At 74.2% G+C, this 25,773-nt stretch carries 25 protein-coding genes; 8 read left to right on the forward strand and 17 right to left on the reverse strand.

Annotated elements, in window-relative coordinates; translation table 11 throughout:
• Positions 1-2: 2 nt before the first annotated feature.
• Together ACIGW2_RS16870 and ACIGW2_RS16875 are read left to right on the forward strand one after the other, a co-directional pair.
• Positions 3-938 carry a DUF2867 domain-containing protein gene (locus ACIGW2_RS16870; protein ID WP_399844235.1) on the forward strand — a complete coding sequence of 312 codons (936 nt, stop codon included), beginning with the start codon at positions 3-5 and terminating at the stop codon, positions 936-938.
• Positions 939-986: 48 nt separating this feature from the next.
• Positions 987-2,186, forward strand: a complete 1,200-nt coding sequence (locus ACIGW2_RS16875) for an MFS transporter (RefSeq protein ID WP_399844237.1) — start codon at positions 987-989, stop codon at positions 2,184-2,186.
• A gap of 11 nt (positions 2,187-2,197) precedes the next feature.
• Here ACIGW2_RS16875 and ACIGW2_RS16880 read toward each other — a convergent pair whose 3' ends face one another.
• Together ACIGW2_RS16880 and ACIGW2_RS16885 are read right to left on the reverse strand one after the other, a co-directional pair.
• The gene (locus tag ACIGW2_RS16880) at positions 2,198-3,331 is read right to left on the reverse strand and encodes a hypothetical protein (protein WP_399844239.1); all 1,134 of its coding nucleotides are present in this window, start codon (positions 3,329-3,331) and stop codon (positions 2,198-2,200) included.
• Entirely contained in the window at positions 3,328-4,281 is a 954-nt protein-coding gene (locus tag ACIGW2_RS16885) for a 5-dehydro-4-deoxyglucarate dehydratase (protein WP_399844241.1), read from the reverse strand. The genes ACIGW2_RS16880 and ACIGW2_RS16885 overlap by 4 nt, the downstream gene beginning before the upstream one ends.
• Positions 4,282-4,473: 192 nt before the next feature.
• Here ACIGW2_RS16885 and ACIGW2_RS16890 point away from each other — a divergent pair, with 192 nt between their 5' ends.
• Positions 4,474-5,286, forward strand: coding sequence for an NAD-dependent epimerase/dehydratase family protein (locus ACIGW2_RS16890; RefSeq protein WP_399844243.1), 813 nt, complete (start codon positions 4,474-4,476; stop codon positions 5,284-5,286).
• A gap of 255 nt (positions 5,287-5,541) precedes the next feature.
• On the opposite strand, the gene ACIGW2_RS16895 is transcribed toward ACIGW2_RS16890, so the two are convergent.
• Positions 5,542-6,477, reverse strand: coding sequence for an AraC family transcriptional regulator (locus tag ACIGW2_RS16895; RefSeq protein WP_391655280.1), 936 nt, complete (start codon positions 6,475-6,477; stop codon positions 5,542-5,544).
• Positions 6,478-6,642: 165 nt separating this feature from the next.
• On the opposite strand from ACIGW2_RS16895, the gene ACIGW2_RS16900 reads away from it, so the two are divergent.
• Positions 6,643-7,848 (forward strand): TerD family protein, encoded by a 1,206-nt coding sequence (locus ACIGW2_RS16900; RefSeq protein ID WP_399844245.1) that lies wholly within the window; start codon positions 6,643-6,645, stop codon positions 7,846-7,848.
• A 27-nt stretch (positions 7,849-7,875) separates the two neighbouring features.
• On the opposite strand, the gene ACIGW2_RS16905 is transcribed toward ACIGW2_RS16900, so the two are convergent.
• The 6 genes from ACIGW2_RS16905 to ACIGW2_RS16930 form a co-directional block, all read right to left on the reverse strand.
• The gene (locus ACIGW2_RS16905) at positions 7,876-8,895 is read right to left on the reverse strand and encodes a 1-aminocyclopropane-1-carboxylate deaminase (RefSeq protein ID WP_361588586.1); all 1,020 of its coding nucleotides are present in this window, start codon (positions 8,893-8,895) and stop codon (positions 7,876-7,878) included.
• 24 nt (positions 8,896-8,919) lie between these two features.
• A complete protein-coding gene (locus ACIGW2_RS16910) occupies positions 8,920-9,597 on the reverse strand; it encodes a GntR family transcriptional regulator (RefSeq protein WP_361588588.1) in 678 nt (225 codons plus the stop codon).
• 42 nt (positions 9,598-9,639) lie between these two features.
• The gene (locus ACIGW2_RS16915; protein WP_391655278.1) at positions 9,640-11,091 is read right to left on the reverse strand and encodes an alkaline phosphatase PhoX; all 1,452 of its coding nucleotides are present in this window, start codon (positions 11,089-11,091) and stop codon (positions 9,640-9,642) included.
• Positions 11,092-11,196: 105 nt separating this feature from the next.
• Positions 11,197-11,859 carry a phosphotransferase gene (locus ACIGW2_RS16920; RefSeq protein ID WP_391655277.1) on the reverse strand — a complete coding sequence of 221 codons (663 nt, stop codon included), beginning with the start codon at positions 11,857-11,859 and terminating at the stop codon, positions 11,197-11,199.
• A 59-nt stretch (positions 11,860-11,918) separates the two neighbouring features.
• Positions 11,919-12,266: a VOC family protein gene (locus tag ACIGW2_RS16925; protein ID WP_399844248.1), complete on the reverse strand. Its 348-nt coding sequence runs from the start codon at positions 12,264-12,266 to the stop codon at positions 11,919-11,921.
• Between the two features lie 51 nt (positions 12,267-12,317).
• Entirely contained in the window at positions 12,318-13,313 is a 996-nt protein-coding gene (locus tag ACIGW2_RS16930; protein WP_399844250.1) for an NAD(P)H-dependent oxidoreductase, read from the reverse strand.
• 184 nt (positions 13,314-13,497) lie between these two features.
• On the opposite strand from ACIGW2_RS16930, the gene sigJ reads away from it, so the two are divergent.
• On the forward strand, positions 13,498-14,445 hold the full coding sequence (gene sigJ, locus ACIGW2_RS16935; RefSeq protein ID WP_391655274.1) for an RNA polymerase sigma factor SigJ: 948 nt from the start codon (positions 13,498-13,500) through the stop codon (positions 14,443-14,445).
• Between the two features lie 834 nt (positions 14,446-15,279).
• Here sigJ and ACIGW2_RS16940 read toward each other — a convergent pair.
• On the reverse strand, positions 15,280-16,821 hold the full coding sequence (locus tag ACIGW2_RS16940) for a hypothetical protein (RefSeq protein ID WP_399844252.1): 1,542 nt from the start codon (positions 16,819-16,821) through the stop codon (positions 15,280-15,282).
• Positions 16,822-17,038: 217 nt separating this feature from the next.
• Here ACIGW2_RS16940 and ACIGW2_RS16945 point away from each other — a divergent pair, with 217 nt between their 5' ends.
• Entirely contained in the window at positions 17,039-18,895 is a 1,857-nt protein-coding gene (locus tag ACIGW2_RS16945; protein WP_391655272.1) for an endonuclease/exonuclease/phosphatase family protein, read from the forward strand.
• A gap of 34 nt (positions 18,896-18,929) precedes the next feature.
• Entirely contained in the window at positions 18,930-19,385 is a 456-nt protein-coding gene (locus tag ACIGW2_RS16950; protein ID WP_361588603.1) for a GNAT family N-acetyltransferase, read from the forward strand.
• 316 nt (positions 19,386-19,701) lie between these two features.
• Here ACIGW2_RS16950 and dapD read toward each other — a convergent pair whose 3' ends face one another.
• The 3 genes from dapD to ACIGW2_RS16965 are packed head-to-tail and all read right to left on the reverse strand — an operon-like array spanning position 19,702 to position 21,694.
• Positions 19,702-20,685, reverse strand: a complete 984-nt coding sequence (dapD, locus tag ACIGW2_RS16955) for a 2,3,4,5-tetrahydropyridine-2,6-dicarboxylate N-succinyltransferase (protein WP_356062628.1) — start codon at positions 20,683-20,685, stop codon at positions 19,702-19,704.
• A 44-nt stretch (positions 20,686-20,729) separates the two neighbouring features.
• Positions 20,730-21,374, reverse strand: coding sequence for a TetR/AcrR family transcriptional regulator (locus ACIGW2_RS16960; protein WP_399844255.1), 645 nt, complete (start codon positions 21,372-21,374; stop codon positions 20,730-20,732).
• Positions 21,374-21,694, reverse strand: a complete 321-nt coding sequence (locus ACIGW2_RS16965) for a DMT family transporter (protein WP_391655271.1) — start codon at positions 21,692-21,694, stop codon at positions 21,374-21,376. The genes ACIGW2_RS16960 and ACIGW2_RS16965 overlap by 1 nt, the downstream gene beginning before the upstream one ends.
• Before the next feature lie 62 nt (positions 21,695-21,756).
• Between ACIGW2_RS16965 and ACIGW2_RS16970 the strand changes: the two genes are divergently transcribed.
• Positions 21,757-22,824 carry an oxidoreductase gene (locus ACIGW2_RS16970; protein WP_391655270.1) on the forward strand — a complete coding sequence of 356 codons (1,068 nt, stop codon included), beginning with the start codon at positions 21,757-21,759 and terminating at the stop codon, positions 22,822-22,824.
• A 90-nt stretch (positions 22,825-22,914) separates the two neighbouring features.
• Here ACIGW2_RS16970 and ACIGW2_RS16975 read toward each other — a convergent pair whose 3' ends face one another.
• The 4 genes from ACIGW2_RS16975 to sufC are packed head-to-tail and all read right to left on the reverse strand — an operon-like array spanning position 22,915 to position 25,771.
• Positions 22,915-23,271, reverse strand: coding sequence for a metal-sulfur cluster assembly factor (locus ACIGW2_RS16975; RefSeq protein ID WP_356062616.1), 357 nt, complete (start codon positions 23,269-23,271; stop codon positions 22,915-22,917).
• On the reverse strand, positions 23,268-23,732 hold the full coding sequence (sufU, locus tag ACIGW2_RS16980; RefSeq protein WP_361588612.1) for a Fe-S cluster assembly sulfur transfer protein SufU: 465 nt from the start codon (positions 23,730-23,732) through the stop codon (positions 23,268-23,270). The genes ACIGW2_RS16975 and sufU overlap by 4 nt, the downstream gene beginning before the upstream one ends.
• A gap of 9 nt (positions 23,733-23,741) precedes the next feature.
• On the reverse strand, positions 23,742-25,010 hold the full coding sequence (locus ACIGW2_RS16985) for a cysteine desulfurase (RefSeq protein ID WP_361588614.1): 1,269 nt from the start codon (positions 25,008-25,010) through the stop codon (positions 23,742-23,744).
• The gene (gene sufC, locus ACIGW2_RS16990) at positions 25,007-25,771 is read right to left on the reverse strand and encodes a Fe-S cluster assembly ATPase SufC (protein ID WP_265866087.1); all 765 of its coding nucleotides are present in this window, start codon (positions 25,769-25,771) and stop codon (positions 25,007-25,009) included. The genes ACIGW2_RS16985 and sufC overlap by 4 nt, the downstream gene beginning before the upstream one ends.
• Between the last annotated feature and the right edge of the window lie 2 nt (positions 25,772-25,773).

A 25,773-nucleotide genomic window follows, 5' to 3' on the forward strand; every position in this document is an offset into this window, starting at 1 on the left:
TCATGCCCGGAACGCGCACGGTACGCAACGTCCACCAGAGGGTCGTGGAGGCCCCCGCCGAGACCGTCGGCGCCCTCCTCGACCGGCTCTCCGCGCCGGACGACCCGCTCTTCCCCACTCCCGTGTGGCCGGCGATGGTGCTCGACGGGCCGCTCGCCGTCGGCGCCGACGGCGGTCACGGCCGGGTCCGCTACCGGGTCGCCGCCCACGAGCCCGGGCGCTCGGTGCGCTTCGACACCACCGACGACGGGCTCGGCACCGGCTACCACCGCTTCGAGGTCGAGCCGCTCGGCCCGGACCGCTGCCGGATCTCCCACGTCCTCGAAGTGACCATGGGCGTCCGGGCGTTCCTGCTCTTCAAGCTGGCGGTCGAGCCCGTGCACGACACGATGGTCGAGGAGGCCTTCGACAACGCCGAGCGCGCGGTGCTCGGCGGCCTGCCCCACCCGCCGGCCCGGCGCCCGGCCCGGGCGCGGCTGGTGAACCGCCTGATGTGGCTGCGCCCGGTGCCGGTGCCGGTGCCGTCCGGGGCGGCGCTGCTGCACGCCGCCGTGCCGGAGCCCGACTACGCCGACGCCTACCGGCTGCCGCTGCCGTCCGGCGTCGAGCGTGATCCGGCGGCCTGGCGGCACGTGCTGCGGGCGCCGGTCCGGGCCGCGGGCGAGCACGAGATCGTGCTCGGCGAGGACCTGCCGCACCTGGACTACCGCGCCTCCGTGCTGCTCGACGCGGAGACCGCGTCCGTGACCCTGGTCAGTGCCGTGCGGCTGCACAACACGGCGGGCCGGCTGTACTTCGCCGTGGTGCGCCGGGTCCACCCGTTCATGGCCCGCCGGGCACTGCGCCGGGCGCACCGCGCGCTGGCGCACGCCGCCCCGCCGGCGGGCGAGCGGAACGCGCGGCCCGTGCCGGTAGTGCGGGAGCCGGCCGTTCCCTAGGGAAGGTGCCCGATCCGGGCGGGGCTCCTCAGACGGCAGCCTGCCGTCATGCGTGTACCTCTGTATCTGACGGCCGTGCTCGTGTCCGGATTCGGCACCACGGCGATGTGGCTGGTGTCCGGGATCTGGGTGAAGTCCCTGACGGGGTCCGACGGGCTGGCGGCGCTCACCGCCTTCGCCCTGTGGGCGCCCGCCCTGCTCGGCCCGTGGCTCGGCGCCGTGGCCGACCGGGTGCGGCGGCGGCCGCTGCTCGTCGTCCTGAACACGGCGATGGCGCTGCTGCTGCCCCTGCTGCTGTGGGTGGACCGGGCGGACCGGGTGTGGCTGCTGTTCGTCCTGCTGCTCGTGTACGGGACGCAGGGCGCCGTCCACGAGGCGGCGGAGTCCGCGCTGGCGGCGGGCGCGCTCGACCGGGAGCGGCTCGGGGACTTCAACGGCCTGCGGATGACGGCGAACGAGGCCATGAAGCTGATCGCCCCGCTGGTCGCCGCGGGCCTCTTCGCACGGTACGGCGGCGGCCCGGTCGCCCTGCTCGACGCGGGCACCTTCGCGGTGGCGGCGGCCCTGTTCGGCCTCCTGGGGGTGCGCGAGGCGCGCCCTGAGCGCCAGGAGCGGCCGCGGGTGGCCGAGGGCGCCCGGCTGCTGTGGGGGTCGCCGGTGCTGCGGCCGCTGGTGCTCGCGGGCGGCTTCACGATGCTGCTCGCCGGGCTCAACGGCGCGGCGATCTACGCGGTCGTGGACGACGTCCTGGGCCGCGCCCCCGCCTACGCGGGCGTCCTCTACGCGGCCCAGGGCGCCGGCTCCGTCGCGGCCGGGCTCCTGGCGGGCCCGCTGCTCCGCCGCGTCCCGGAGCGCGTCCTCGCGACCGCAGGTCTGGCCCTCTTCTCGGTGGGCGCCGCCGCCCGCGTCCTCCCCTCCACCCCGGTCGCCCTCGCGGCCGGTGCCCTCATCGGCATCGGCCTGCCCTGGGTCCTGGTCGCCGCCATGACCGCCCTCCAACGCGAGGTCCCGGCCGAGGCGGTGGGCCGGGCCGCGGGCACCGCCCACACCCTCCTCTTCGCCCCCAACGCCCTCGCCCTCGCGGCCGGCGCCGCCCTGACCTCCCTCGTCGACCCCCGCTTCCTCCTCCCCGCCCTCGCCACAGCCGGCCTCCTGGGCGCGGCGGCCCTCGCGACCCTGGTCCGCCCCGCCCGCGCCGACGAGAAGGCCGCCGCCCCCGCACCGGCCGGACCGCCGGGCCGCGCCTGACGCAGGGTCCCTCAGCGCAAGGCCGCCAGCGTCTCGCGCACCGCCTTCAGATCCGTGTCCGAGGCCAGGCCCGCGTGGTAGAGGCTGAGTTCGGTGGCGCCCTGCCGGGCGGCGCGGTGGGCGTCGGCGGTGAGGGCGTGGGGGGTGGCGCCCAGGGCGTGGACCACGGGGAGGTTGGCGGCGAGGGTGGTTCCCGGGCGGGTGTGGGGGGCGAAGGCGGGGATGTGGGAAGCGGGGGTCACGACGCCGTCGGCGAAGGTGAGGACGTGGGACGGGTCGGTGCCGGGGTCGGCACCGGTGTGGTGGGGGGTGGGGTCGGCGTGCAGGAGGACGCGGAAGCCGGGTGGGGCGGCGGCGCGGACGGCGGTGACGGCGGCCTCCTGGAAGGTGCGGGCGGTGGCGAGGCGGTGGGCGAGGGCGGCGGCCGCGAGGGGGGCGGGGAGCGGGGCGGCGGGGCCGCCGCGCCAGGCGGGCTCCAGGGCGGCGCGCACCGCCGCGGCCAGTTCGTCCGGGTCGGCGCCCCGCTCCCCGTACCCCGTCCGGCAGGCGGGGCAGAAGCACAGGGACATCAGGTACTGCGCGTCGGGCCCGGCGGGCAGGCCGCCCGTCTTGTCGTGGGCGTGCAGGTGCGCGAGCCCGTACCAGCCGCAGGACTCCAGTTCGGTGCCGACCGCCCCGGGCCGTACCGCCGCCTCGGCCGCGAGGTCCACCAGGAAGGCGCGGACCGCGTCCTGGGCGATGCACGGCGCCCAGGGGTAGCGGTCGCCGTGGGCGTTCACCACGGAGGTCTCCGGATGCTCCGCGCCGAGGCGGGAGTTGTGCGCGAGCACGACCCAGCTGTGCACCTCCAGGGCCGCGCCCGCCAGCGCCTCCGCCGCCGCGCCGAACGCGTCGCCGGGCGCCCAGTCACCCGCGGGGTACGGGGCGAGGGCGCGGCCCCGCCAGCGAGCCGGGTCCGGCGGGTAGAGCACGGCGGCGTACTCGGCGGTGACGACCCGGTGCCGGGGGTGGCGCGGGGTCACCGCGCGCGTGGAGTGGTAGGCGGCGGCCAGGGTGATCCGGTCGAGGCCGAGGGTGGCGAGCCGGCCGGGCGCGGCCGGGTCGCCGACGACGTCCCACGGGTAGAGGAAGGCGCCCGCTCTCACCGAACCTCCCCGGCCGACGGGCCCGCCAGGGCCGCGAGTTCCGCCCGGCCGCGGGCGAGGATCGCGGCGAGTTCCCTCACGTGCTCGGGGTGCGGCTCGCTGAGCGGCGGCCGGACCTCGCCGACGTCCAGACCACCCATCCGGACGCCCGCCTTGACCAGCGAGACCGCGTAGCCCCGGCCGCGCGAGCGCAGTTCGACGAGCGGGCGGTAGAAGGCGTCGATGAGGCGCTCGGCGGTGGCGTCGTCGCCGTCGGCCAGCGCGCGGTGGAAGGCCAGGGCGATGTCGGGGGCGAAGCAGAAGACCGCGGAGGAGTAGAGGCCGACGCCGATGGCCCGGTAGGCGAGGCCGGTGAGTTCGGCGGTGGGCAGGCCGTTGAAGTAGCGCAGGCCGAGGCCGGCGGAGCGGACGGCGCTGACGATCCGCTGCATGAGGTCGAGGTCGCCGTGGCCGTCCTTGAGGCCGATGACGCCGGGGGTGCGGGCGAGGGCGACGACCGTCTCGGGGGTGAGGATCGCGTTGTCGCGCTGGTAGACGATGACGTCGAGCCGGGTGGCGGCGGCGAGTTCGGTGTAGTGGCGGAGCAGCCCGGCCTGGTCGGCGACCACGAGGTACGGGGGCATGGCGAGCAGCCCGTCGGCGCCGGCCTCCTCGGCGAGCCGGGCGTAGCGGACGGCGAGGGCGGTGCCGTAGCCCGCGCCGGCGAGCACGGGCACCCGGCCGGCGGCCTCCGCCACGGCGGCGGCGACGCAGTCGCGGAACTCCTCGGGGGTCAGCGCGTGGAACTCTCCGGTGCCGCAGCAGGCGAAGACGGCGCCCGCACCGGCGTCGATCCCGGCCCGCACGTGGGCGCGGAAGACGTCGAGGTCGACGCCGCCGTCCGGACCGAAGGCGGTGACGGGGAAGAAGAGCAGTCCGTCGAGCCGGTCGGCAAGCGGGGGTGTGGTCACGGGCACTCCCTGGCGTACAAGATTCTGACTACTGTCCATATTCTTGAACGACTGCACGCTAAGGCAGCCCCAATGGGGCGGTCAAGAAGCGAAGTCCCTTTGCCGCACGTGTTCTTGACGCCGCAACCGGCAGTACCTAGCGTGGCGGGCCTTCCACATGCGTGAATACGGTCTACGGACGGAGATCCCGCCTTGAACCCCGCACCCCGCACCGTCCTGCTCACCGGGGCCGCCGGTGGCGTCGGCACCCATCTGCGCGCGCTGCTGCCCCCGTACGGCTACACGGTGCGGTCGCTCGACATGGTCCCGGTGCCCGGCGACCCGGACGCCGTCCTCGCCGACCTCGCCGACCGCGAGGCACTGCGCGAGGCCGTGCGCGGCGTCGACGCCGTCGTCCACCTCGCCGGCATCTCGCTGGAGGCCGACTTCGACAAGATCGTCGCCGCCAACGTCATCGGCCTCCAGCACCTCTACGAGGCGGTGCGCGAGGAGGGCGTCCCCCGGGTCGTCTTCGCCTCCAGCAACCACGCCGTCGGCTTCACCCCCCGACCCCGCGCGGGCGAGCCGCCGCTGCCGGTCGACCTCCCGCACCGGCCCGACACCCACTACGGGCTGTCCAAGGCCTTCGGCGAGGACCTGGCGCAGTTCTACTGGGACAAGCACGGCGTCGAGACCGTCTCGGTGCGGATCGGCTCCTGCTTCCCCGAGCCCACCTCGGTGCGGATGCTGTCCCTGTGGCTCAGCCCCGGCGACTGCGCCCGGCTGTTCCACGCGGCGCTCAGCGCGCCCGAGGTCGGCCACACCGTGGTCTACGGCTCCTCCGCCAACACGCGCGAGTGGTGGGACCTGTCCTCGGCCTGCGCGCTCGGTTACGAGCCGAGGGACGACTCCGAGGCCTGGGCCGAGAAGATCGTCTCGGAGCACGGCCTGCCGGCCCCCGGCAGCGCCGACGACCTCTATCTGGGCGGCCACTTCTGCGAGGACCCGCCGCGCTGGCCCCACTGAGCCGCGCCCCGGAACCGGGGGCGGAAGAAGCTCAGGCCCGGCCGGACAAAGCGGGGGAGCCGGCCGGGACCCGGGTCGACGCGGGCGACGCATGACGCCCGCGGACGAAGCCGACGATACGTTTCGGTCAAGATCACCGCGATCCGCGGAGCGCGGCGACTGTCCGCAAAGCGCGACGCGTTCGCATGCCGGACACCGCGCGGGCCCGGTACGGACCGCACGGACCCCCGACCCGGCCCCCGGAACCGGCCCGCCTCAGCCGCGCAGCGTCCGCGAGGGCGGTTCGCCGAACCGGGCCCGGTACTGGGCCGCGAAGCGGCCGGGGTGGGTGAAGCCCCAGCGCCAGGCCACCTCGCCGACGCTCAGCCCGTCCGGGTCGCCCGCCCGGAGCTCCTCGTGGACCCGCTCCAGGCGCACCTCGCGCACGTACGCCATCGGCGACATCCCCACGTACTGCCGGAAGGACTCCTGGAGGCGGCGCACGCTCACCCGGGCGAGCCCGGCCAGCTCGGTGCTGGTGAAGGGGTGCTCGGGGCGGGCCCGCACCGCGTCCATGGCCCGCTTCACCGGCGCCGGCCTGGCCGGTTCGCCGGGGTGCGCCAGCTCCTCGCGCCAGGGGTGCTCGGCGGCCAGCAGCAGCCCGTTGAGCAGCGCCTCCTGGAGCGGCCCCGCCACCAGCGCGTGGGTGGCGAGCCCGTCCCCGGCGAGCGCCCCCGCGGCCACCTGCCGGGCGAAGGTCACCCAGCTCAGGCCGGGCCCGCGGGTGATGTCGAGGCGCGGCACGAAGGCGAGGCGGCGGTCCGGCGCCCGTCCGATCAGCCGCTCCAGGCGGTCCTGGAGCGCCGCCGCGTCGATCTTGACCGAAAGCGTGCGGCAGTCGCCGCTCCAGCGGTCCAGGCAGGTGTCCCCGGACGGGTCGAGCAGCACCGCTTCCTCGGGCGTGGCGAGCAGCCGCCGCCCGTTCCGCCCCTGGCGCAGCTCCATGGTGCCGCTCTGCGGGGCGTTGAGGTGGTAGGCGCCGAGCTCGCCGAAGCGCATCCGCACGTCGGCGCCGCAGCCGAGGTCGCCGATCATCAGCGGCCCGAGGCCGACGGTGTCGAAGCGGGCCGCGAAGGGCCGGCCCCGCGTGTCGATCACGTCCATGAAGTTGGCGTAGTAGCGCGCGTCGATCTCCTCGCGCGCCTCGTCCACGTCCCGCGTCCGGAAAGAGCTCCCACCCACACCCACACTCACGTTCGAAAGAATAGGCACACCGCCCGCCGTCACCGGCCCCGCTCCACGCCCCGCCGTCACCGGGGTGGCCGAACCCGGGCAAGGTAAGGGAACGGCAAAGCCGTCCCGATCGTTATCCCGGTCATGACCGCTATGACCCCTGGCTCGAACATCCCTCTCACCGCCGTGCGCGTGGCGGTGGACGTCGCCGCCCCGGTGCGGCTCGACGTCTCGGGCCTGCTGCTCGGCGCCGACGGCAAGGTGCGCTCCGACGACGACTTCATCTTCTACAACCAGCCCGCGGGCCCCGGCGTCTCCTACCGCTCGGGCGGCGGCGCCGCGCCGGACGCCATCCTGGTGGACACCGCCGCCGTGCCGGCCGGGATCGAGAAGATCGTGGTGACCGCGAGCCCGGACGCCGCCGGCCAGACCTTCCAGGGCATCGAGCCCACCGCCACGCTGCGCAACTCCGACGACGGCAGCGTGCTCGCCACCTTCACCCCGCCGCAGCTGGGCACCGAGACGGCGCTGGTGGTCATGGAGATCTATCTGCGCAACGGGCAGTGGAAGGCCCGTGCGGTCGGTCAGGGGTACGCGAACGGGCTGGCCGGGATCGCCACCGACTTCGGCGTGAGCGTGGACGAGGAGCCGGCGCCCGCCCCCGTGGCCGCACCCGCGCCGGCCGCTCCCCCGGCGCCCGTCTCCGCTCCCCCGGTGCCGGCCGCCCCGCCGGCCGCTCCCCCGGCCCCGCCGGCGCCGCCCGCCGGCAGCGGGAAGATCAATCTGGACAAGGGCCGGGTCAGCCTCCAGAAGAACCAGACCGTGTCCCTGGTCAAGGGCGGCCGGCCGCTGCTCTCCCAGGTGAGGATGGGCCTGGGCTGGGAGCCGGCCTACCGCGGCCGGGACATCGACCTCGACGCCTCCGTCATCGCCTACGGCCCCCAGCGCAACCACATCGACAGCTGCTACTTCGGCAAGCTGTCCATCCTGAACGGCGCCGTCAAGCACTCCGGGGACAACCTGACCGGCGAGGGCGCGGGCGACGACGAGGTCATCACGGTGGACCTGGGCCGGCTGCCCGCCGACACCACCGGCCTGGTCTTCACCGTCAACTCCTTCTCCGGGCAGAAGTTCACCGAGGTCGCCAAGGCCTACTGCCGGCTCATCGACGCCGCCAGCGGCGAGGAGCTGGTCCGCTTCGACCTGACCACGGCCGAGCCGCAGACCGGCGTGATGATGGCAAAGCTGATCCGGCAGTTCTCCGGCGAGTGGGAGATGACGGCGATGGGCGAGTTCGTGAAGTCCCGCACCGTGCGGGGCATGGTGAAGCCCGCCGCCCAGGCGCTCTGAGCGGCGGGCGGGGGCCCTGCTCGCCGGTCAGAACAGCGCGCTGTACGCGTTGAGGGCCGGCTGGCCACCCAGGTGGGCGTAGAGGACGGTCGCGTCGCGGCCGATCTCGCCCCGCTCCACCAGGTCGATCAGTCCGGCCATCGACTTCCCCTCGTAGACGGGGTCGGTGACCATGCCCTCGGTCCGGGCGGCGAGCCGCATCGCCGCCAGGGTGGCCTCGTCCGGGATGCCGTACACGCCGGCGTGGTAGCGCTCGTCCAGCTCCACGTCGGCGGCGGTGACCGGGCGTTCGACGCCGATCAGGGCCGCGGTGTCGCGGGCGATCCGGGTGATCTGCTCGTGGGTCTCCACGGGCTTGGCGGAGGCGTCGATGCCGATGACCCGGCGGGCCGGACCGCCCTCCTCGGCGAGGGCCGCGAAGCCGGCGACCATCCCGGCCTGGGTGGAGCCGGTCACCGAGCAGACCACGACCGTGTCGAAGAAGACGCCGAGCTCGCGCTCCTGCTCGGCCACCTCATAGGCCCAGTTGGCGAAGCCGAGCCCGCCGAGCCGGTGGTCGGAGGCGCCGGCCGGGATGGCGTACGGCTTCCCGCCCGCCTCCTCGACCTCGCGCAGGGCCTGCTCCCAGCTCTCCTTGAAGCCGATGCCGAAACCGGCCCGCACCAGGCGCACGTCGGCGCCGGCGAGGCGGCTGACCAGGATGTTGCCGACCTTGTCGTAGACGGAGTCCGGCCAGTCCACCCAGCTCTCCTGCACCAGGACGCACTTGAGGCCGGCGTGGGCGGCGACGGCGGCCACCTGGCGGGTGTGGTTGGACTGGACGCCGCCGATCGACACGAGCGTGTCGCAGCCCTGGGCGAGCGCGTCGGCGACCAGGTACTCCAGCTTGCGGGTCTTGTTCCCGCCGTACGCGATGCCGGAGTTGCAGTCCTCGCGCTTGGCCCACAGGGTGGCGCCGCCGAGGTGGTCGGTGAGCCGCCGCAGCGGGTGCACGGGCGAGGGCCCGAAGAGCAGCGGATAGCGGTCGTGGTCGGCGATCGTCGGCATGCGGGCTCCCGGGGTGGGTGACGGTCAGGTCGTGGACGCCGGGGTCCTGGGCTCCGTCGCCTCGTCCGCGAGTTCCTCCAGGGCCCGCCATATCTCCGTCGTGACCCGCACCGCCTCCTCGGTGTCGCCCGCCTCGCACGCGTCGATGAGCAGCGTGTGCAGCGCGGCGGAGACACAGGTGCCGGCGTCGCCGAAGAGGTGCCGCTCGACGCGGCGGAGCAGCGGGGTGTAGCGCTCGACGGTGGCGGCGAGGGCGTGGTTGCCGCTCGCTCCGACGAGCACCTGGTGGAGTTCGTCGTCGGCCCGCAGGGCGGCGTCGACGTCGGCGGTGCGCACGGCCGCGGCGAACCGCTCGTTGGCCTCGCGCATGGCGCGGATGCCCTCGGGGCCGAGCAGCGGCACGGCGGTGCGGGCGGCGAGTTCGTGCATCACCCGCACCACGGAGGCGGCGTCCCGGACGACCCGGCTCACCAGCCGGGTGACCCGGGTGTAGCTCTGCGGCTTGGTCTCGACGAGGCCTTCGTCGCCGAGCCGGGCCAGGGCCTCGCGCACGGGTGCGCGCGAGAGCCCGAGCCGTTCGGCCAGTTCGGTGTCCTTGACCACGGAACCGGGCGCGAGGTCGCCGCGCACGATGGCGTCGCGCAGCGTCTCGTACGCCCGGTCGCGCAGCAGGGTCCGGCCCACGGGCCGCAAGGCGTCCATGAACTGACATGTTAGATGTCAGTTCATGGACGGCACCAGGGTTCAGCGGCGCGGCTGGCGGCGCCAGGGGCCGGTGATCGCGACCATGATGCCGGGGTCCTGGATGTTGGCGAAGAGGGTGTCGCCGTCGGGCGAGAAGACGACGCCGGTGAACTCGCTGTCGTTCAGGTCGTTGCGGGCGATCGGGTACGTGCGGCCGCTCTCGGTCGCGCCGAAGAGGTGCTGGACGCCCTCGCCGTCCTCGGCGATGACCAGGCCGCCGTACGGGGAGACGGTGATGTTGTCCGGGCCGTCGAAGGCGCCGTCCTGCTCGGGGGCCGGGTTGACGCCGAGCAGCACCTTGAGGGTGAGGGTGCGGCGCTTGGGGTCGTAGAACCAGACCTGGCCGTCGTGCGGGGCGCCGGGGCTCTCCTCCCGGGCGTACGAGGAGACGATGTAGGCGCCGCCGTCGGCCCACCACATGCCCTCCAGCTTGCGGGCGCGGGTGATGTCGGTGTCGGCGAACTGCTTGCGGACCGGGGTGGTGCGGGCGTCGCGGTCCGGGACGTCGACCCAGTCGACGCCGTAGACGGTGCCGATCCGCGGGGCGCGGGACAGGTCGTCGACGAACTGGCCGGCGGAGTCGTAGCACTTGGGCGCCTGGAGGCGGCCGGCGTCGTCGGCGAGGGTGGCGAGCCGGCCGCGGCCGTGCTCGAAGCCCTGCGGCGGCACCCAGCGGAAGAAGAGCCCGTTGGGGCCGGAGGCGTCCTCGGTGAGGTAGGCGTGGCCGCGCTTGGGGTCGATGACGACGGCCTCGTGGGCGTAGCGGCCGAAGGCCTTGATGGGCTTCGGGTCGCGGTTGGCGCGGCGGTCGTGCGGGTCGACCTCGAAGACGTAGCCGTGGTCCTTGGTCATGCCGTTCTTGCCGGCCAGGTCCTCGGTCTCCTCGCAGGTGAGCCAGGTGCCCCAGGGGGTGCGCCCGCCGGCGCAGTTGGTGGAGGTGCCGGCGATGCCGACCCACTCCGCGACGGTGCCGTCGCGGTGCACCTCGACGACGGTGCAGCCGCCGGAGGCCGCCGGGTCGTAGACCAGGCCCTCGGTGAGCGGCACGGGGTGGGCCCACTTGGAGCGGGGGCCCTTGAGCTCGTGGTTGTTGACGAGGTACGTGGTGCCGCGCGGGCCGTCGAAGGTGGCGGTGCCGTCGTGGTTGGAGGGCGTGAACTCGCCGGTTTCCAGGCGGGTGACGCCGCTGTGGGTGATGACGCGGTAGGTGAAGCCCTCGGGCAGGGCGAGGAGGCCCTTCGGGTCGGCGATCAGCTCGCCGTAGCCGAGCCGGTGGCCCCGGCCCCGGTCCTGGGCCTGGTCCTGGGCCTGGTCCTGGCCGGCTCCAAGGTCATGGTCCTCGGCGGCCAGCGCCTGCGGGGCGGTGGCGAGCGCGCCGACGGCCCCGGTGAGGGCGAGTGCGGCGCCCGCGGCGGCCGACTGCTTGGTGAACTGTCTGCGGTTGAGGGACATGACGGTCTTCTCCCTGTGGTCACCCGGTGTCGCGGCACACGGTGTCCCCCTCGCCTGAACGCCGGTTGAACGCGGGGACGATCCCGCATGAAGCCGCCCCCGCCCTCAGCGCGCGTCCGGGGCCCGCCCGGCGCGGCGCCGCAGCCACGCCGCCTCGGCGGGCCGCAGATGGGGGTCGGCCAGCTTGGCCTCGGCCGCCTCCCGGATGCGTCCTGAGGGATCGGTGCGGCTGCCCCGGCGCAGGGCGCGCACCAGCAGGCCCCGTCCCAGGCGGACGGCCGTCCCGGACAGCTCCGCGCCGGCGACGGTGACGATCGTCGTCGCGAGGTCCGCGGCGGGGTCGCCGGCGGCCCCGTTGCGCCAGTCGATCACCACGGGGCCCCGCGGGGTCAGCATCACGTTGCCCGGGTGCAGGTCCAGGTGCAGCACGCGGGCGTCGCCGGCCGTCGCGAACCGCCGGGGCAGCCACTCCGGTGCCGGCAGCGCGTGCAGCCGGTCGTGCAGGCGGCCCAGTTCGCGGCCGAGGGAGCCGACCCGCCACGGCTGCCGGGCCAGCGCCTCCGTCATCGTCGGCCCGGTCAGCCGCTCCAGGACCATGTCGGTGCCGGTGACCTCGTACACCCGCGGCACGGGATACCCGCGGGCCGCCAGGTGCGCCATCAGCCGTGCCTCCAGCTCCGTGGGTCCCGCCTCCCGGTAGCGCCGCAGCACCCTGGACCCGTCCAGGGCGTACACGTCGGCCTCCCGCCCCCTGCCGATCAACTCCATGCGGCGCAGTCTGTCCTGACGGCGCGCCGGGTGCCAACCGACGGGGCCCGCAAGGGAGTTCAGGGGCCGACGTACTCGTACACGCCTCCGTGGGGGTGGCGGACGATCGCCCGGTGGCCGTGGGGCGTGGGGTGCGGCGGCGCCACGATGGCGGCGCCGGCGGCGACGGCCTCCTCGACGGCGGTGGTCAGGTCCTCGACCGTGAGGGTGGCGCCGACGCCGGCGACGTTCCGCACCGCCTCGTCCGGCCCGGCGAACAGCAGGAAGCTGCCGACCGCCGCCAGCCGCACGCCCGCGTGGTCGAAACGCTCGGCGGTCCGGCCGGTGAGGCGCTCGTAGAAGGGGACGGCCGCGTCCAGGTCGGTGACGCGCTGCCGGGCGATGACCGAGACGATCTTCGCTGCCATGTCGTGGTACCTCTCCGTGTGGTTGGTCGGCTGTCGTGACGGCGACGACGGTCAGGGTTCGATGTCGACGACCCCGGTGCCGTCCCTGATGTCCAGCGGCACCGAGACCTGGTCGTGCGTGATGAGCCAGGTGTCGTCGTCGGTCCTGCGGAGGCAGAGGGTGAGACGGACCCACATGCCGCCCGCCGCCGTCCCGTCGGGCAGCGTACCGACGAGCCGGCCGAAGCCGTGCGCGAAGGCCAGGTCGTCGCCCACCGTGGGAACCAGGTCGCGCACCTCGTAGGTCACCTCCGCGAAGAAGGCGAACACCCGGGCCCAGTTCTTGAGCTTCGCGTCGACGCCGACGTGCTGGAGCGGCGGGTCGATGTCGAAGGACACGACGTCGGGCGCGTAGAGCCGCCGCAGGGCGTCCAGGTCCTTGGCGCGGATCGCGTCGACGAGCCGGTCGAGGTGGCCGCGGATCGCGGCCTCGTCCGGGTCCTGCCCGGCGGGCCCGGGCGCCGCCGTTCCGTCCGCGCTCCGGGCGACGACCCGGTCGAGGAGGGCGTCCAGGACCTCGGCGTGCCGGGCGTCCGGCCGGAAGGCGGTGAGCTCCTCGAAGTCGGTGTGCAGGGACAGCGCGACCCGCGGGCCCACCGTCGCCATCCCGAGCCGCCCGCACAGGGTGCGCAGTTGCCGGGCCGCGCGGGTGCCGCCGTGGGCGCCGTAGGAGACGAAGCCGACGGCCTTGTCGGTCCACTCCGCGTACAGGTAGTCGATCGCGTTCTTGAGCACGCCCGGCACGGAGGCGTTGTACTCCGGGGTGACCATGACGAATCCGTCGCAGCGGGCGACGGTCTCCGCCCAGGCCCGGGTGTGCGGGTGCGCGTACCGCCCGGTGAGCGCCGGCAGCGGCTCGTCCAGGTGCGGCAGCGGGTGGTCGAGCAGGTCGATCAGCTCGAACTCGGCGTCGCCGCGGCGCGCGGCCCGCTCGTGCACCCACCGGGCGACCTGTTCGCCCCTGCGGCCCGGCCGGGTGCTGCCGACGAGTATGCCGATCCTGGTCATCGCTCTCTCCTGAGGTTCACGGGGGTGTGGCGTCTTCGACCGGTATGACGACGCACCCCCGCGGAACGTCAGGAGGGGCCGCGCACTGCCGCATACGGACCGCGCACCTGACAATCGGGCGGGCTGTCTCGTCGGACGGTTGACGGCTGGGGCACGATCCGGGATCAGGGGAGCCACGAGAACCATGACCGAGCGCATGACGTCACCGCACGACGGGCCCGACGCGGACCTGGCCGCGATCATCGGCGAGCGCCGGCGGCTGGTCGGGCTCGCCTACCGGCTGCTCGGCTCCCTCGCCGAGGCCGAGGACGCGGTCCAGGAGACGTACACCCGCTGGTACGCCCTGTCGCGGCGGCAGCAGGACGCCGTGGAGTCCCCCGGTGCCTGGCTGACGACGGTCGCCACCCGGGTCTGTCTCGACCTGCTCGGATCGGCGCGGGTACGGCGCGAGCGCTACGTGGGCGAGTGGATCCCCGAGCCGCTGCCGGGGCGGACCGACTGGATCAGCGGGCGCCCGGCGGGGGACGCGGCCCGCTGCGCGGACCCGGCCGACCGGGTCACCCTCGACGAGTCGGTGAGCATGGCGTTCCTCGTCGTCCTCGACTCCATGACGCCGGCCCAGCGCGTGGCGCTCATCCTGCACGACGTCTTCGGCTACCCGTTCGCCGAGATCGCCGGGATCACCGGCCGCACCCCGGCGGCCTGCCGCGAGCTGGCCTCGGCGGCCCGGCGCCGGGTCCGCGACGCGTTGCCTCCCGAGGCCCCGGCACCCCACCGGGCGGAGCTCGTCCGCCGGTTCCGCCAGGCCTGGGACGCGCGGGACATCGACGCCCTCGTCGGCCTCCTCTCCCCCGACGCGACGCTGACGGCGGACGGCGGCGGCGTGGTCCCCGCCGCGCTCCACCCAATCCACGGCGGCGAGGGAATCGCCCACTACCTCACCGACCTGGCCACCCGCGCGGCCGGCGCCCTGACCCTCCTCGAACGCACGGTCAACGGCCGCCCCGGCCTCGTCGTCGCGTACGAGGGCACCGCGGCGGCGGTGTACGCCTTCGACGTCGAGGCCGACCGGATCACCCACATCTGGGCGGTCCGCAACCCGGACAAGCTCCGCCCGTGGACGGCGGAGTGACGGCTGGGGGGCGGGGGCCGGGGACGGTTGGACCTGGGCGTGGCCGGGCACGGGCCGAGGCGGGCCCCGGCCGGGGTCGGGCGCCGGCCGGGGGTCGGACCGCGGGCCGGGCCGGGGGCGGTTGGACCTGGGCGTGGCCGGCCACGGGCCGGGCCAAGGCGGGTCCGGGCGGGCGCCGGCCGGGGTCGGGCGCCGGCCGGGGGTCGGACCGCGGGCCGGGCCGGGGGGTGGACCGCGGGCCGGGCCGGGGGGTGGACCGCGGGCCGGGCCGGGGGCGGTTGGACCTGGGCGTGGCCGGGCACGGGCCGAGGCGGGCCCCGGCCGGGGGTCGGGCGCCGGCCGGGGTCGGGCCGCGGGCCCGGAGCTGGCCTGGTGCGGGCCGGGTGAAGGCGATGCCGGCCCGGGTGAAGACGGAGCCGGCCCCGGCCGACAAGGTGCGGCCCGAGCCGGGCGCGTGGGGCGCGTCGGGCCGCGGGCCCGGAGCCGACCCGGTGCGGGCCCGTGCGGGCCCGGGTGAAGACGGAGCCGACCCCGTGCGGGCCCGGGTGAAGGCGGAGCCGGCCCCGGCAGACCAGGGGCGGCCCGGGCCGAGCCGGGCGCGTCGGGCCGGGTCAGTGGTGCGGGCCGGGAGCCGGCCGGGCCGGAACCTGCCTGGTTCGGGCCGGGCTTCGGGCGGGCGCGAGCCCGGCCGGATCGGGCCGGATGCGGCACGGCGCGGGAGCCCCGGGCGCCGTACACGGCCAGGGCGCCCCGGGGCCCCGCACCGCACGCCGGCCGCGCGCCCCGGGAACCCGGCTCCGCTCACGTGCCGTACCGCACACCCCGCCCCGGGCCTCAGCCCCGCGAGCGGGCCTTGAACGCCGCCTTTCGGGCCTCCTTCGCCGAGGACTTGTCCGGGTGGAGGCGGCCCATCGCCTCCAGGACGTCGGCGGTCGCCGGGTGGTCGACGCGCCAGGCGGCCTCGAAGAAGCCGCTGTGGCCGGCGGTCAGGCCCTGGATCAGGCCCTGGAGTTCCTCGGGGTCGCCCTCCGCGTCGAGGTGGGCCGCGATCGTGTCGACGGCGAGCCAGAAGATCATCGCCTCCGGCGGCGCCGGGACCCCGGCCGCGCCGCGCTCGGCGAGCCAGACCCGGGCGAGGCCCCCGAGCTCGCGGTCGTCGAGCACCTCGCGGACGGCCGGCTCGGCCTCGGGCCCGACGAGGGAGAGGGCCTGCTGGGCGTGGAGGCGGCGCAGCGGGGCGCCGGGGTCGGTGCCGCGGGCGGCGGCGAGGAGTTCGCGCGCGGCGGCCGGTGCCTCGCGGCCGGCGAGCCAGCCCTCGGTCTCGGCCCGGGCTGCCTCCTGCGGGTAGTGGGCGATGCCGTCGAGGAGGACCTCGGCGCCCTTGTCGGCGAGTTCGCCGACGACGGGCACGACGAGTCCGGCCTCCAGCATGCGGGCGCGCACCCCGTACAGGCCGAGCGGGGTGAGCCGGACCATGCCGTAGCGGCTGACGTCCTCCTCGTCGAAGGGCACCTCGGAGCCGCCGCCCTCCGGCGTGCCGCCCTCGGCGCCCACCTCCACCATCAGGGCCTCGTCGACCGGCTCGTACGCGACGAGTCCGATCGGCTCCAGGATCCGGAACTGCTCGTCGAGCCGCATCATCGCGTCGGAGACCTGCTCCAGGACGTCGTCGGTGGGCTCGCCCATGTCGGCGGGGACGACCATCGAGGCGGCGAGCGCGGGCAGCGGCACCGGGGCCTCGCCGGGGCCGGCCTCGCTGACGGTCAGCAGGTAGAGGTTGCCGAGGACGCCCTCCAGGAAGTCCGCCTCGCCCTCGGGGTCCCAGTCGAGGGCCTCGAAGTCGATGGTGCCGTCCTCGCCGACCAGGGCCTCCAGGTCCTCCACGTAGGGCGCGGTGGCGTCGGCGAAGACGGTCTCCAGGCCGTCGAGCCAGAGGGACAGCACGTCCTGGGGCGAACCGCCGGTGAGCAGCGCCAGGTTCGCGCCGGGCCGGGCGGTGCCGGTCTCCTCCTCGTCCCCACCGGCGCCGTCCGGGCCGTCCGCGCCGTCCGCGCCGTCCGCGCCGGCGCCGTCCGCGTCGTCCGCCGGCTCGTCCGCCGGGTCCTCGACCTCGACGAGCCCGGTGTCGACGGCGACCCGCCAGGCCTCGCTCGCGTACGCCTCGCCGTCCTCGTCGTCGGCCAGGCCGAGCACTTCGGCGGCGGCGGGCAGTTGCTCGTCGACCAGCTCGCCGCCGGCGCCCACCCGGGTGTCCGGTCCGGCCCAGCGGGCGAGCCGGACGGCGCGGGTGAGGAGGGGGGCGGCCAGGGCGTCCCGCGCGAGTTCCGCGTCCGTGCGCAGCCGAACGGGTGGGAAGGTCGGGCGGTCGGATGCCATCTGGGGTGTTCTCCTCGACGGGGGACGGGGTGCGGGTGCGTACGGTGTGCCCGCTTCGGGCGGCTTCAGCGTAGACGCATTCGGGAGGCCGTCCGGCGGTTCACGGGGCCGTCAGCCTTCGTACACCCGTCGACCCTTGACAAGGGGGTGGCTGTGCAACGAAATTGACGCGCGTAGATCGTTCGATCGTTCGTCCAAACCCTCACGGAGCGCCTTGATGTCTTCCTCCATACCGAGATCGGCCGCCGTCGCCGCCGTCGTGTCCGCCGCCCTGGCCGCCGGGCTTGTGACCGGCGCCACCGCCTCCGCCGAGGACGCCACGGCGGCCGGCGCCGCCGCCGCGGCCGCCGTCCGGATCCACGACATCCAGGGCACCACCCGGGTCTCGCCGCTGGTCGGCAAGCAGGTCACCGGCGTGACCGGCGTCGTCACCGGTGTGCGCACCTACGGCTCGCGCGGCTTCTGGATCCAGGACCCGCAGGCCGACGACAACCCGGCCACCAGCGAGGGCCTCTTCGTCTTCACCAGCTCGGTGCCGACCGTGGCGGTGGGCGACGCGGTGAGCGTCAACGGCACCGTGACCGAGTACGTGCCGGGCGGCCTGAACTCGGGCAACCAGTCGCTGACGCAGCTGTCCAAGCCGGCCGTCACCGTCCTGTCCAAGGGCAACCCGGTCCCGGCCCCGGTCACCATCGACGCCGGCTCCGTGCCGGACGCGTACGCCCCCGAGGGCGACCCGGCGGCCGGCGGCTCGATCAACGGGCTGCTCCTGGACCCGGAGACCTACGCCCTGGACTACTACGAGTCCCTGGAGGGCACCAACGTCCGGATCGGCTCCTCGCGGGTGGTCGGCGCGACCGACCCGTACTCCGAGCTGTGGGTGACGGTGAAGCCGGCCGAGAACGCCAACGTGCGCGGCGGCACGGTCTACGGCTCGTACGACTCCCAGAACACCGGCCGGCTCCAGATCCAGCAGCTGGCCCCGATCTCCCAGCAGCCGTTCCCCAAGGCGAACGTGGGCGACTGGCTGGTGGGCGCCACCGAGGGCCCGCTGGACTTCAACCAGTACGGCGGCTACACCCTGGTCGCGAACACGCTGGGCGAGCACGTGGACCTCGGCCTGGAGCACGAGGTGACGGAGCGGCAGCACAAGAACGAGCTCGCGGTCGCCACGTACAACGTGGAGAACCTCGACCCGAGCGACCCGCAGGAGAAGTTCGACGCGCTCGCCAAGGCGGTCGTGGAGAACCTGGCCTCCCCCGACATCGTGGCCCTGGAGGAGATCCAGGACGACAACGGCGCCAAGAACGACGGCACGGTCACGGCCGGCGAGACGCTGAAGAAGTTCACGGCCGCGATCACGGCGGCCGGCGGGCCGGCCTACGAGTGGCGCTCGATCGACCCGCAGAACGGCAAGGACGGCGGCGAGCCCGGCGGCAACATCCGTCAGGTCTTCCTCTTCAACCCCGAGCGGGTCACCTTCGTGGACCGCGCGGGCGGCGACGCGACCACCGCGACGGCCGTCACCGGCACCAAGGGCGACGCGCACCTGACCCTCTCCCCCGGCCGGATCGACCCGGCGAACACGGCGTGGGAGAACAGCCGCAAGCCGCTCGCGGGCGAGTTCCGCTTCCGCGGCCGGACGGTCATCGTCGTCGCGAACCACTTCGGCTCGAAGGGCGGCGACGAGTCGATCGTCTCGCACCACCAGCCGCCGAACCGTTCCTCCGAGGCCAAGCGGCTGCTCCAGGCCCAGGCCGTCAACGCCTTCGTCAAGGACGTCGTCGCCCTCGACAAGCAGGCGGACGTGCTCGTGCTCGGCGACATCAACGACTTCGAGTTCTCGGGCACCACGCAGGCCCTGACCGACGGCGGCGCGCTGTTCCCGGCGGTCACCTCGCTGCCGGAGAGCGAGCGCTACTCGTACGTCTACCAGGGCAACAGCCAGGTCCTCGACCAGATCCTGACCAGCCCCGGCGTGCACCACTTCGAGTACGACAGCGTGCACATCAACGCCGAGTTCGCGGACCAGAACAGCGACCACGACCCGCAGGTGCTGCGCTTCCGCCCGTGATCACGAAGGGCACGGGTGTGCGAGACTGCCGGGCGTGATCCTGCGTCCCGCCACCCGTGCCGAGCTTCCCGCCGTCCTCGCGCTCCTCGCCGACGAGGAGCGGGTGACCGACCCGGCCTCGGTGACCGTGAGCCCCGCCCACGAGCGGGCGTTCGCGGACATCGAGGCCGACGCGCGCAACGAGGTGCTGGTGCTCGTCGACGACGAGGCCGAGGGCGGCACCGTCCTCGGCTGCCTCCAGGCCACGTACATCCCGGGACTCGGCAAAGGCGGCGCCGAGCGGGCCCTGATCGAGGCGGTCCGGATCCGGGCCGACCGGCGCGGCGGCGGGCTCGGCCGGGCCCTGATGGACGGCGCGATCGCCCGGGCCCGCGCCCGCGGCTGCGGTCTGGTCCAGCTGACCAGCAACAAGTCCCGGACGGACGCCCACCGTTTCTACGCCTCGCTGGGCTTCGCCCGCAGCCACGACGGCTTCAAGCTCGCCCTCTGAGCCCGGCGCCATCCAGCGTGGCGGTGGGACGGAACCGGTGCCGCGCCACACGGGACAGCGACCTGCGCGCAAGGGGAATGCCGCGGCTCGCGGGCATGCGGCGGAAGCGGACCGGCGCCCGGTACGTCCCCGGGCGCGGGCGCGTGGGGCTGCGGCCCCGAGAAGCAGCCGCCGGAAGCGGACCGGCGCCCGGCACGCCCCCGGGCGCGGCGCCTGACCGCCCTCCCGGCGACCTGACGACCCCTCAAGTCCGCGGGACGCGGAACGGCCCGCCGTCCCCTTCCGGGGCGGCGGGCCGTTCGGCGGGCGCGCGGGGTCAGTTGTGGCTGTGCAGGATCTCGTTCAGGCCGCCCCAGACCGCGTTGTTCGGGCGGGCCTCGACGGCGCCGGTGACCGAGTTGCGGCGGAAGAGGATGTTCGAGGCGCCGGAGAGCTCGCGGGCCTTGACGATCTGGCCGTCGGGCATGGTGACCCGGGTGCCGGCGGTGACGTAGAGGCCGGCCTCGACGACGCACTCGTCGCCGAGGGCGATGCCCACGCCCGCCTCGGCGCCGATGAGGCAGCGCTCGCCGATGGAGATGACGACGTTGCCGCCGCCGGAGAGGGTGCCCATGGTGGAGGCGCCGCCGCCGATGTCGGAGCCGTCGCCGACGACGACGCCGGCGGAGATGCGGCCCTCGACCATGGAGGTGCCCAGCGTGCCGGCGTTGAAGTTGACGAAGCCCTCGTGCATGACGGTGGTGCCGGCGGCCAGGTGGGCGCCGAGGCGGACCCGGTCGGCGTCGGCGATGCGGACGCCGGCGGGCACGACGTAGTCGGTCATGCGGGGGAACTTGTCGATCGAGGTGACCTGGAGGTGCAGGCCCTCGGCGCGGGCGTTGAGCCGCACCTTCTCGATGTCGTCGACGGCGACCGGGCCGAGCGAGGTCCAGGCGACGTTGGCGAGGTGGCCGAACATGCCGTCCAGGCTCACGCCGTGCGGCTTCACCAGGCGGTGGCTCAGCAGGTGGAGGCGCAGGTAGGTGTCGTGGGCGTCGAGCGGCTTGTCGTCGAGGGAGGCGATGACGGTGCGCACGGCGACCACCTCGACCCCGCGGCGGGCGTCGACGCCGAGGGCCTTGGCGGCGCCCGCGCCGAGTGCGTTCACGGCCGCGTCGGCGTCGAGGCGCTCGGTGCCGGCCGGGCCGGGGGCGTCGGTCAGCTCGGGGGCGGGGAACCAGGTGTCGAGAACGGTGCCGTCGGCGGCGATGGTGGCGAGGCCGGCGGCGACGGCGCCGGTGGAGCGAGGAGCAGTGGTCATGACGGAAAACCTAACGGTCCGGGCCCCGCGCGGGCCAACCGGTCTCAGGTGCCGGGCCGTCCGTCCGTCGCTTCCGACGAGCCCGGGCCGGGACCGTTCGGGCCTTCCTTCAGTCCGCCCGACCCGCCCGACCCGCCCGACCCGTCCGGCCCGCCGTTCAGGACCCTGGCCAGCATCTCGCGGGCGTGCTCCGCGTCGTACGGGGCGCCGGTCAGCAGCACCTGGAGGCTGATGCCGTCCATGAGGGCGAGCAGGGCGCGGGCGGTGCCGGGTCCGGTGCGCGGGGCGAGGGCGGTGACGACCTCCTCGGTCCACTCGGCGGCGACGGGGCGCAGGGCGGGCCGGCGCAGGGCGGCGAGGTAGAGCTCGTACTCCAGCTCCACGCCGGTGCGGTCGGCGGCCAGCCACTCCCCCAGGAGCGCGGCGAGCCCGGCGGCCAGGTCGGGCGCGGCGATCTCGGGGCCCTGCCGCAGCCGCGCCCCGAAGGTGCCGTTGACCCGGCGCAGGGCGGCGACGAGGAGTTCGTCGAGGGAGGCGAAGTGGTACGTGGTGGAGCCGAGCGGCACGTCGGCCTCGGCGGCCGCGGTGCGATGGCTCAGTCCGGCGATCCCGGCCCTTGCGACGACCCGGAGGGCGGCGTCGACGATCCGTTCGCGCCGGTCCGGGTCGTGCCGCCGGGGGCGGGTCATCAGTGGGCTCCGCCGAGGTTGAGCACGGCGACCCCGGCGATGATGAGGACCAGGCCGGTGATCTTGGCGGGGTTCATGGACTCGCCGAGGAAGAGGGCGCCGATGCCCGCGACGGCGGCGGTGCCGACGCCGGACCAGATGGCGTAGGCGGTGCCCACCTCCAGGGTCTTGAGGGCACGGGCGAGCAGGGCGAAGGCGAGGAGGTAGCCGGCGCCGGTGACCAGTGACGGACCGAGCCGGGTGAAGCCCTCGCTGTACTTCATGGAGGTGGTGGCGGCTATCTCGGCCGCTATGGCCCCCGCGAGCAGTCCGTATCCCATGGGAGCGATGGTACGCGGCCCTGTGTACGCCCGTACACATCCTCGCCCGCTACGGTGTGCGCATGACATACCCCTCGGGGCCGTACGGATACGGCTATCCCCCTCCGCCTCCGCCGCCGAAGCCGGGCGTGATACCCCTGGCGCCGCTGGGCTTCAGCGAGATCCTCACCGGCGCCTTCACCACCTACGGACGCTACTGGCGCCCGCTGCTCGGCGTGGCCCTGATCGCCTACGCCGGCTTCGCCGCCGCCGTGGGCGGCGCGCTCCTGGCCGGCTGGGCCGTCGCCGGCGACACGCTGACCCGGATCTTCGACACCCCCGAGGGGCAGACCCCCGACTTCTCGGACCCGGCGCCCCTGTTCGTCGCCTTCGGCATCGTCTGGCTGATCGCCGTGGCCGCGGCGGTGGTCGCCAGCGGGCTGGTGTCCGCGGCCGTCCCCGCCGTGCTCCAGGAGGCCGTCCTCGGGCGCCGGATCTCCTTCGGCGAGGCCTGGCAGCGCGCCTGGTCGCGGCTCGGCGCCGTGATCGGCTCGGTCTTCCTCGCCTTCCTCGCCGTCCTGGTCCCGATGGTGCTCGCCCTGGCCGGCTTCGGCTTCCTGGTGGCGGCGATCGTCGCGGCCGTCGCGGCCAGTGACAACGGCAGCCTCGACGACGGGCAGGGACTGGCCGTCGTCGCCGGACTGCTCGTCCTGGCCCTGCTGGCGACGGCGCCGTTCGCCCTGTGGCTGCAGGTCAAGTTCTGCCTGGCGCCGACCGTCGCGGTCATCGAGCAGCAGGGCGCGGTGGCCTCGCTGCGCCGCTCCTCGGCCCTGGTCAAGGGCTCCTGGTGGCGGACCCTCGGCTTCATGGTCGTCGCCGGGGTCATCGCCGGCATGGTCAACTTCGCGATCCAGCAGGTGATCCAGGCCGTGGCCGGCCTCCCGATGCTGACGGTCAACCCCGGGGACGACGTCACCCCGGGCGAGGTGCTGGGCGCCCTCGGCGGCGTCCTGGTGATCCTCTCGGTCGCGGGTGTCGTCACCCAGGCGCTCATCGCGCCCTTCCAGCCGCTGGTCATGGGCCTGGTCTACGTCGACCGGCGGATCCGCCAGGAGAACCTGGCCCCGGCCCTGGCCCAGCAGGCCGGCTGAGCGGCGCCCCGTCCGGGCAGCGCGAAGGGCCGCATCCCGGCGGGGTGCGGCCCTTCGCGTGCTGTCGCCCGTTGCCCCGGGCGCCGGGGATCAGACGTTGAAGCCGAGCGCGCGCAGCTGCTCGCGGCCGTCGTCGGTGATCTTGTCCGGGCCCCACGGCGGCATCCAGACCCAGTTGATCTTCAGCTCGCTGACGATGCCGTCGGTGGCGGCCTTCGCCTGGTCCTCGATCACGTCGGTCAGCGGACAGGCCGCCGACGTCAGGGTCATGTCCAGCGTCGCGACATTGGAGTCGTCGATGTGGATGCCGTAGATCAGGCCGAGGTTGACGACGTCGATGCCCAGCTCGGGGTCGACGACGTCGTACAGCGCCTCGCGGATCTCTTCCTCCGAAGCCGGCTTGATCGTGGCCTCGGCGTTCTCGGTCTCGGTCGCGTTCTCGGTCATGCCGACTTCCTCTCCGCGTCGGAGCCCAGCGCCTGGGCCGTCGCGTCCTTCCACGCCATCCAGCTGAGCAGGGCGCACTTCACCCGGGCCGGGTACTTCGAGACACCGGCGAACGCGACCGCGTCCTCCAGGATCTCCTCCATCGCGTCGTCCGGCTCGATCTGGCCCTTGGACTGCATCAGCTCCAGGAAGGTGCCCTGGATCTTCTGCGCCTCGGCCAGGTCCTTGCCGACGAGCAGCTCGTTGAGGACGGAGGCCGAGGCCTGGCTGATGGAGCAGCCCTGGCCCTCGTACGACACGTCCTCGATGCGCTCGCCGTCGTACTTCACGCGGAGCGTGATCTCGTCGCCGCACGTCGGGTTGACGTGGTGCACCTCGGCGTCGCCGTCCCGCAAGCCCCGGCCGTGCGGGTGCTTGTAGTGGTCCAGGATGACGTCCTGGTACATCGAATCCAGCTTCACAGGTCAGCCCTATCCGAAGAAGTTACGGACGTGCTCCAGGCCCGCGACCAGGGCGTCGACCTCGGCCGGAGTGGAGTACAGATAGAACGACGCTCGCGTGGTCGCCGGAATTCCGTACCGCAGGCAGACCGGCCGCGCGCAGTGGTGGCCGACCCGGACCGCGATGCCCTGCTCGTCCAGCACCTGCCCCACGTCGTGCGGGTGGATGTCCCCGAGCGTGAAGGAGATCGCCGCGCCGCGGTCCTCGGCCGTCGTGGGGCCGATGATCCGCAGGTCCGGCACCTCCTGGAGGCGGCGGACGGCGTACTCGGTGATCGCGTGCTCGTGGCGCTGGATGTTCTCCATGCCGATCGCCGAGAGGTAGTCCACGGCCGCGCCGAGGCCGACGGCCTGGGCGATCGGGGGCGTGCCCGCCTCGAACTTGTGCGGGGCCGGCGCGTAGGTGGAGGAGTGCATCGAGACGGTCTCGATCATCTCGCCGCCACCGAGGAACGGCGGCAGGTCCTCCAGGAGCTCCTGCCGTCCCCACAGCACGCCGATGCCGGTCGGGCCGCACATCTTGTGGCCGGTGAAGGCGACGAAGTCGGCCTGCAGCGCCTGCACGTCGAGGACCATGTGCGGGGCGGCCTGGGAGGCGTCGATGCAGACGAGGGCACCGACCTCCTGGGCCCGGCGGATGATCGTCTCGACCGGGTTGAACGTGCCGAGCAGGTTCGAGACCAGGGTGAAGGAGACGATCTTGGTCTTCTCGGTGATGACCTCCTCGATGTTCGAGAGGTCGAGACGCCCGTCGTCGGTGAGGCCGAACCACTTCAGCTTCGCGCCCGTGCGCTGCGCGAGCAGCTGCCACGGCACGATGTTGGAGTGGTGCTCCATCTCCGTGATGGCGATCTCGGTCTCGTGGTCCACGCGGTAGGGCTCGTCCGCCCAGCCCAGCATGTTGGCCACGAGGTTGAGCGACTCCGAGGCGTTCTTGGTGAAGATCACCTCGTCGCGGCTCGGCGCGTTGATGAAGGCGGCGACCTTGTCGCGGGCGCCCTCGTACAGCGCGGTGGCCTCCTCGGCGACCGTGTAGACGCCGCGGTGGACGTTGGCGTTGTGCCGCTCGTAGTAGGCATTCAGCGCGTCGAGGACCTGGCGCGGCTTCTGCGAGGTGGCCGCGGAGTCCAGGTAGACGATCTTCTTGCCGTCGTGGACCGTGCGATCCAGGAGCGGGAAGTCCTTGCGGATCGCCTCGGTGTCGAGGAGGCCGGTCAGCCCCTGATGGGCGGAAGTCACGCGGATGCGCCACCCTTCACGTACTTGTCGTAGCCCTCGTTCTCCAGCTGGTCGGCGAGCTCGGCGCCGCCGGACTCGACGATGCGGCCGTTCGCGAAGACGTGCACGAAGTCGGGCTTGATGTAGCGCAGGATGCGCGTGTAGTGCGTGATCAGCAGGGTGCCGACCTCGCCGGTCTCGCGGACGCGGTTGACGCCCTCGGAGACGATGCGCAGGGCGTCGACGTCGAGGCCGGAGTCGGTCTCGTCGAGGATGGCGATCTTCGGCTTGAGCAGCTCGAGCTGGAGGATCTCGTGGCGCTTCTTCTCACCGCCGGAGAAGCCCTCGTTGACGTTGCGCTCGGCGAAGGCCGGGTCCATCTGGAGCTTCTCCATGGCCTCCTTGACCTCCTTCACCCACAGGCGCAGCTTCGGCGCCTCGCCGCGGACGGCGGTGGCGGAGGTGCGCAGGAAGTTGGAGACCGAGACGCCGGGGACCTCGACCGGGTACTGCATGGCCAGGAAGACGCCGGCGCGGGCGCGCTCGTCGACCGACATCTCCAGGACGTCCTCGCCGTCGAGGGTGACGGTGCCGCCGGTGATCGTGTACTTCGGGTGGCCGGCCAGCGAGTACGCCAGGGTCGACTTGCCGGAGCCGTTCGGGCCCATGACGGCGTGGGTCTCGCCCTGCTTGATGGTCAGGTCGACACCCTTGAGGATCTCGCGCGGACCGTTCTCGGCCTCGACGGAGACGTGCAGGTCGTGGATTTCAAGCGTTGCCATGG

The organism is Streptomyces sp. NPDC053541, assembly GCF_044544705.1.
GTDB lineage: Bacteria > Actinomycetota > Actinomycetes > Streptomycetales > Streptomycetaceae > Streptomyces.

Excerpts from the sequence above, each read along its gene's own strand:
- ACIGW2_RS16870 (WP_399844235.1), top strand. The coding sequence starts at position 3 with ATGCCCGGAACGCGCACGGTACGCAACGTCCACCAGAGGGTCGTGGAG.
- ACIGW2_RS16875 (WP_399844237.1), top strand. The coding sequence starts at position 987 with ATGCGTGTACCTCTGTATCTGACGGCCGTGCTCGTGTCCGGATTCGGC.
- ACIGW2_RS16900 (WP_399844245.1), top strand. The coding sequence starts at position 6,643 with ATGACCGCTATGACCCCTGGCTCGAACATCCCTCTCACCGCCGTGCGC.
- ACIGW2_RS16905 (WP_361588586.1), bottom strand. The coding sequence starts at position 8,895 with ATGCCGACGATCGCCGACCACGACCGCTATCCGCTGCTCTTCGGGCCC.
- ACIGW2_RS16910 (WP_361588588.1), bottom strand. The coding sequence starts at position 9,597 with ATGGACGCCTTGCGGCCCGTGGGCCGGACCCTGCTGCGCGACCGGGCG.
- ACIGW2_RS16915 (WP_391655278.1), bottom strand. The coding sequence starts at position 11,091 with ATGTCCCTCAACCGCAGACAGTTCACCAAGCAGTCGGCCGCCGCGGGC.
- ACIGW2_RS16920 (WP_391655277.1), bottom strand. The coding sequence starts at position 11,859 with ATGGAGTTGATCGGCAGGGGGCGGGAGGCCGACGTGTACGCCCTGGAC.
- ACIGW2_RS16925 (WP_399844248.1), bottom strand. The coding sequence starts at position 12,266 with ATGGCAGCGAAGATCGTCTCGGTCATCGCCCGGCAGCGCGTCACCGAC.
- ACIGW2_RS16930 (WP_399844250.1), bottom strand. The coding sequence starts at position 13,313 with ATGACCAGGATCGGCATACTCGTCGGCAGCACCCGGCCGGGCCGCAGG.
- sigJ (WP_391655274.1), top strand. The coding sequence starts at position 13,498 with ATGACCGAGCGCATGACGTCACCGCACGACGGGCCCGACGCGGACCTG.
- ACIGW2_RS16940 (WP_399844252.1), bottom strand. The coding sequence starts at position 16,821 with ATGGCATCCGACCGCCCGACCTTCCCACCCGTTCGGCTGCGCACGGAC.
- ACIGW2_RS16945 (WP_391655272.1), top strand. The coding sequence starts at position 17,039 with ATGTCTTCCTCCATACCGAGATCGGCCGCCGTCGCCGCCGTCGTGTCC.
- dapD (WP_356062628.1), bottom strand. The coding sequence starts at position 20,685 with ATGACCACTGCTCCTCGCTCCACCGGCGCCGTCGCCGCCGGCCTCGCC.
- ACIGW2_RS16960 (WP_399844255.1), bottom strand. The coding sequence starts at position 21,374 with ATGACCCGCCCCCGGCGGCACGACCCGGACCGGCGCGAACGGATCGTC.
- ACIGW2_RS16965 (WP_391655271.1), bottom strand. The coding sequence starts at position 21,694 with ATGGGATACGGACTGCTCGCGGGGGCCATAGCGGCCGAGATAGCCGCC.
- ACIGW2_RS16970 (WP_391655270.1), top strand. The coding sequence starts at position 21,757 with ATGACATACCCCTCGGGGCCGTACGGATACGGCTATCCCCCTCCGCCT.
- ACIGW2_RS16975 (WP_356062616.1), bottom strand. The coding sequence starts at position 23,271 with ATGACCGAGAACGCGACCGAGACCGAGAACGCCGAGGCCACGATCAAG.
- sufC (WP_265866087.1), bottom strand. The coding sequence starts at position 25,771 with ATGGCAACGCTTGAAATCCACGACCTGCACGTCTCCGTCGAGGCCGAG.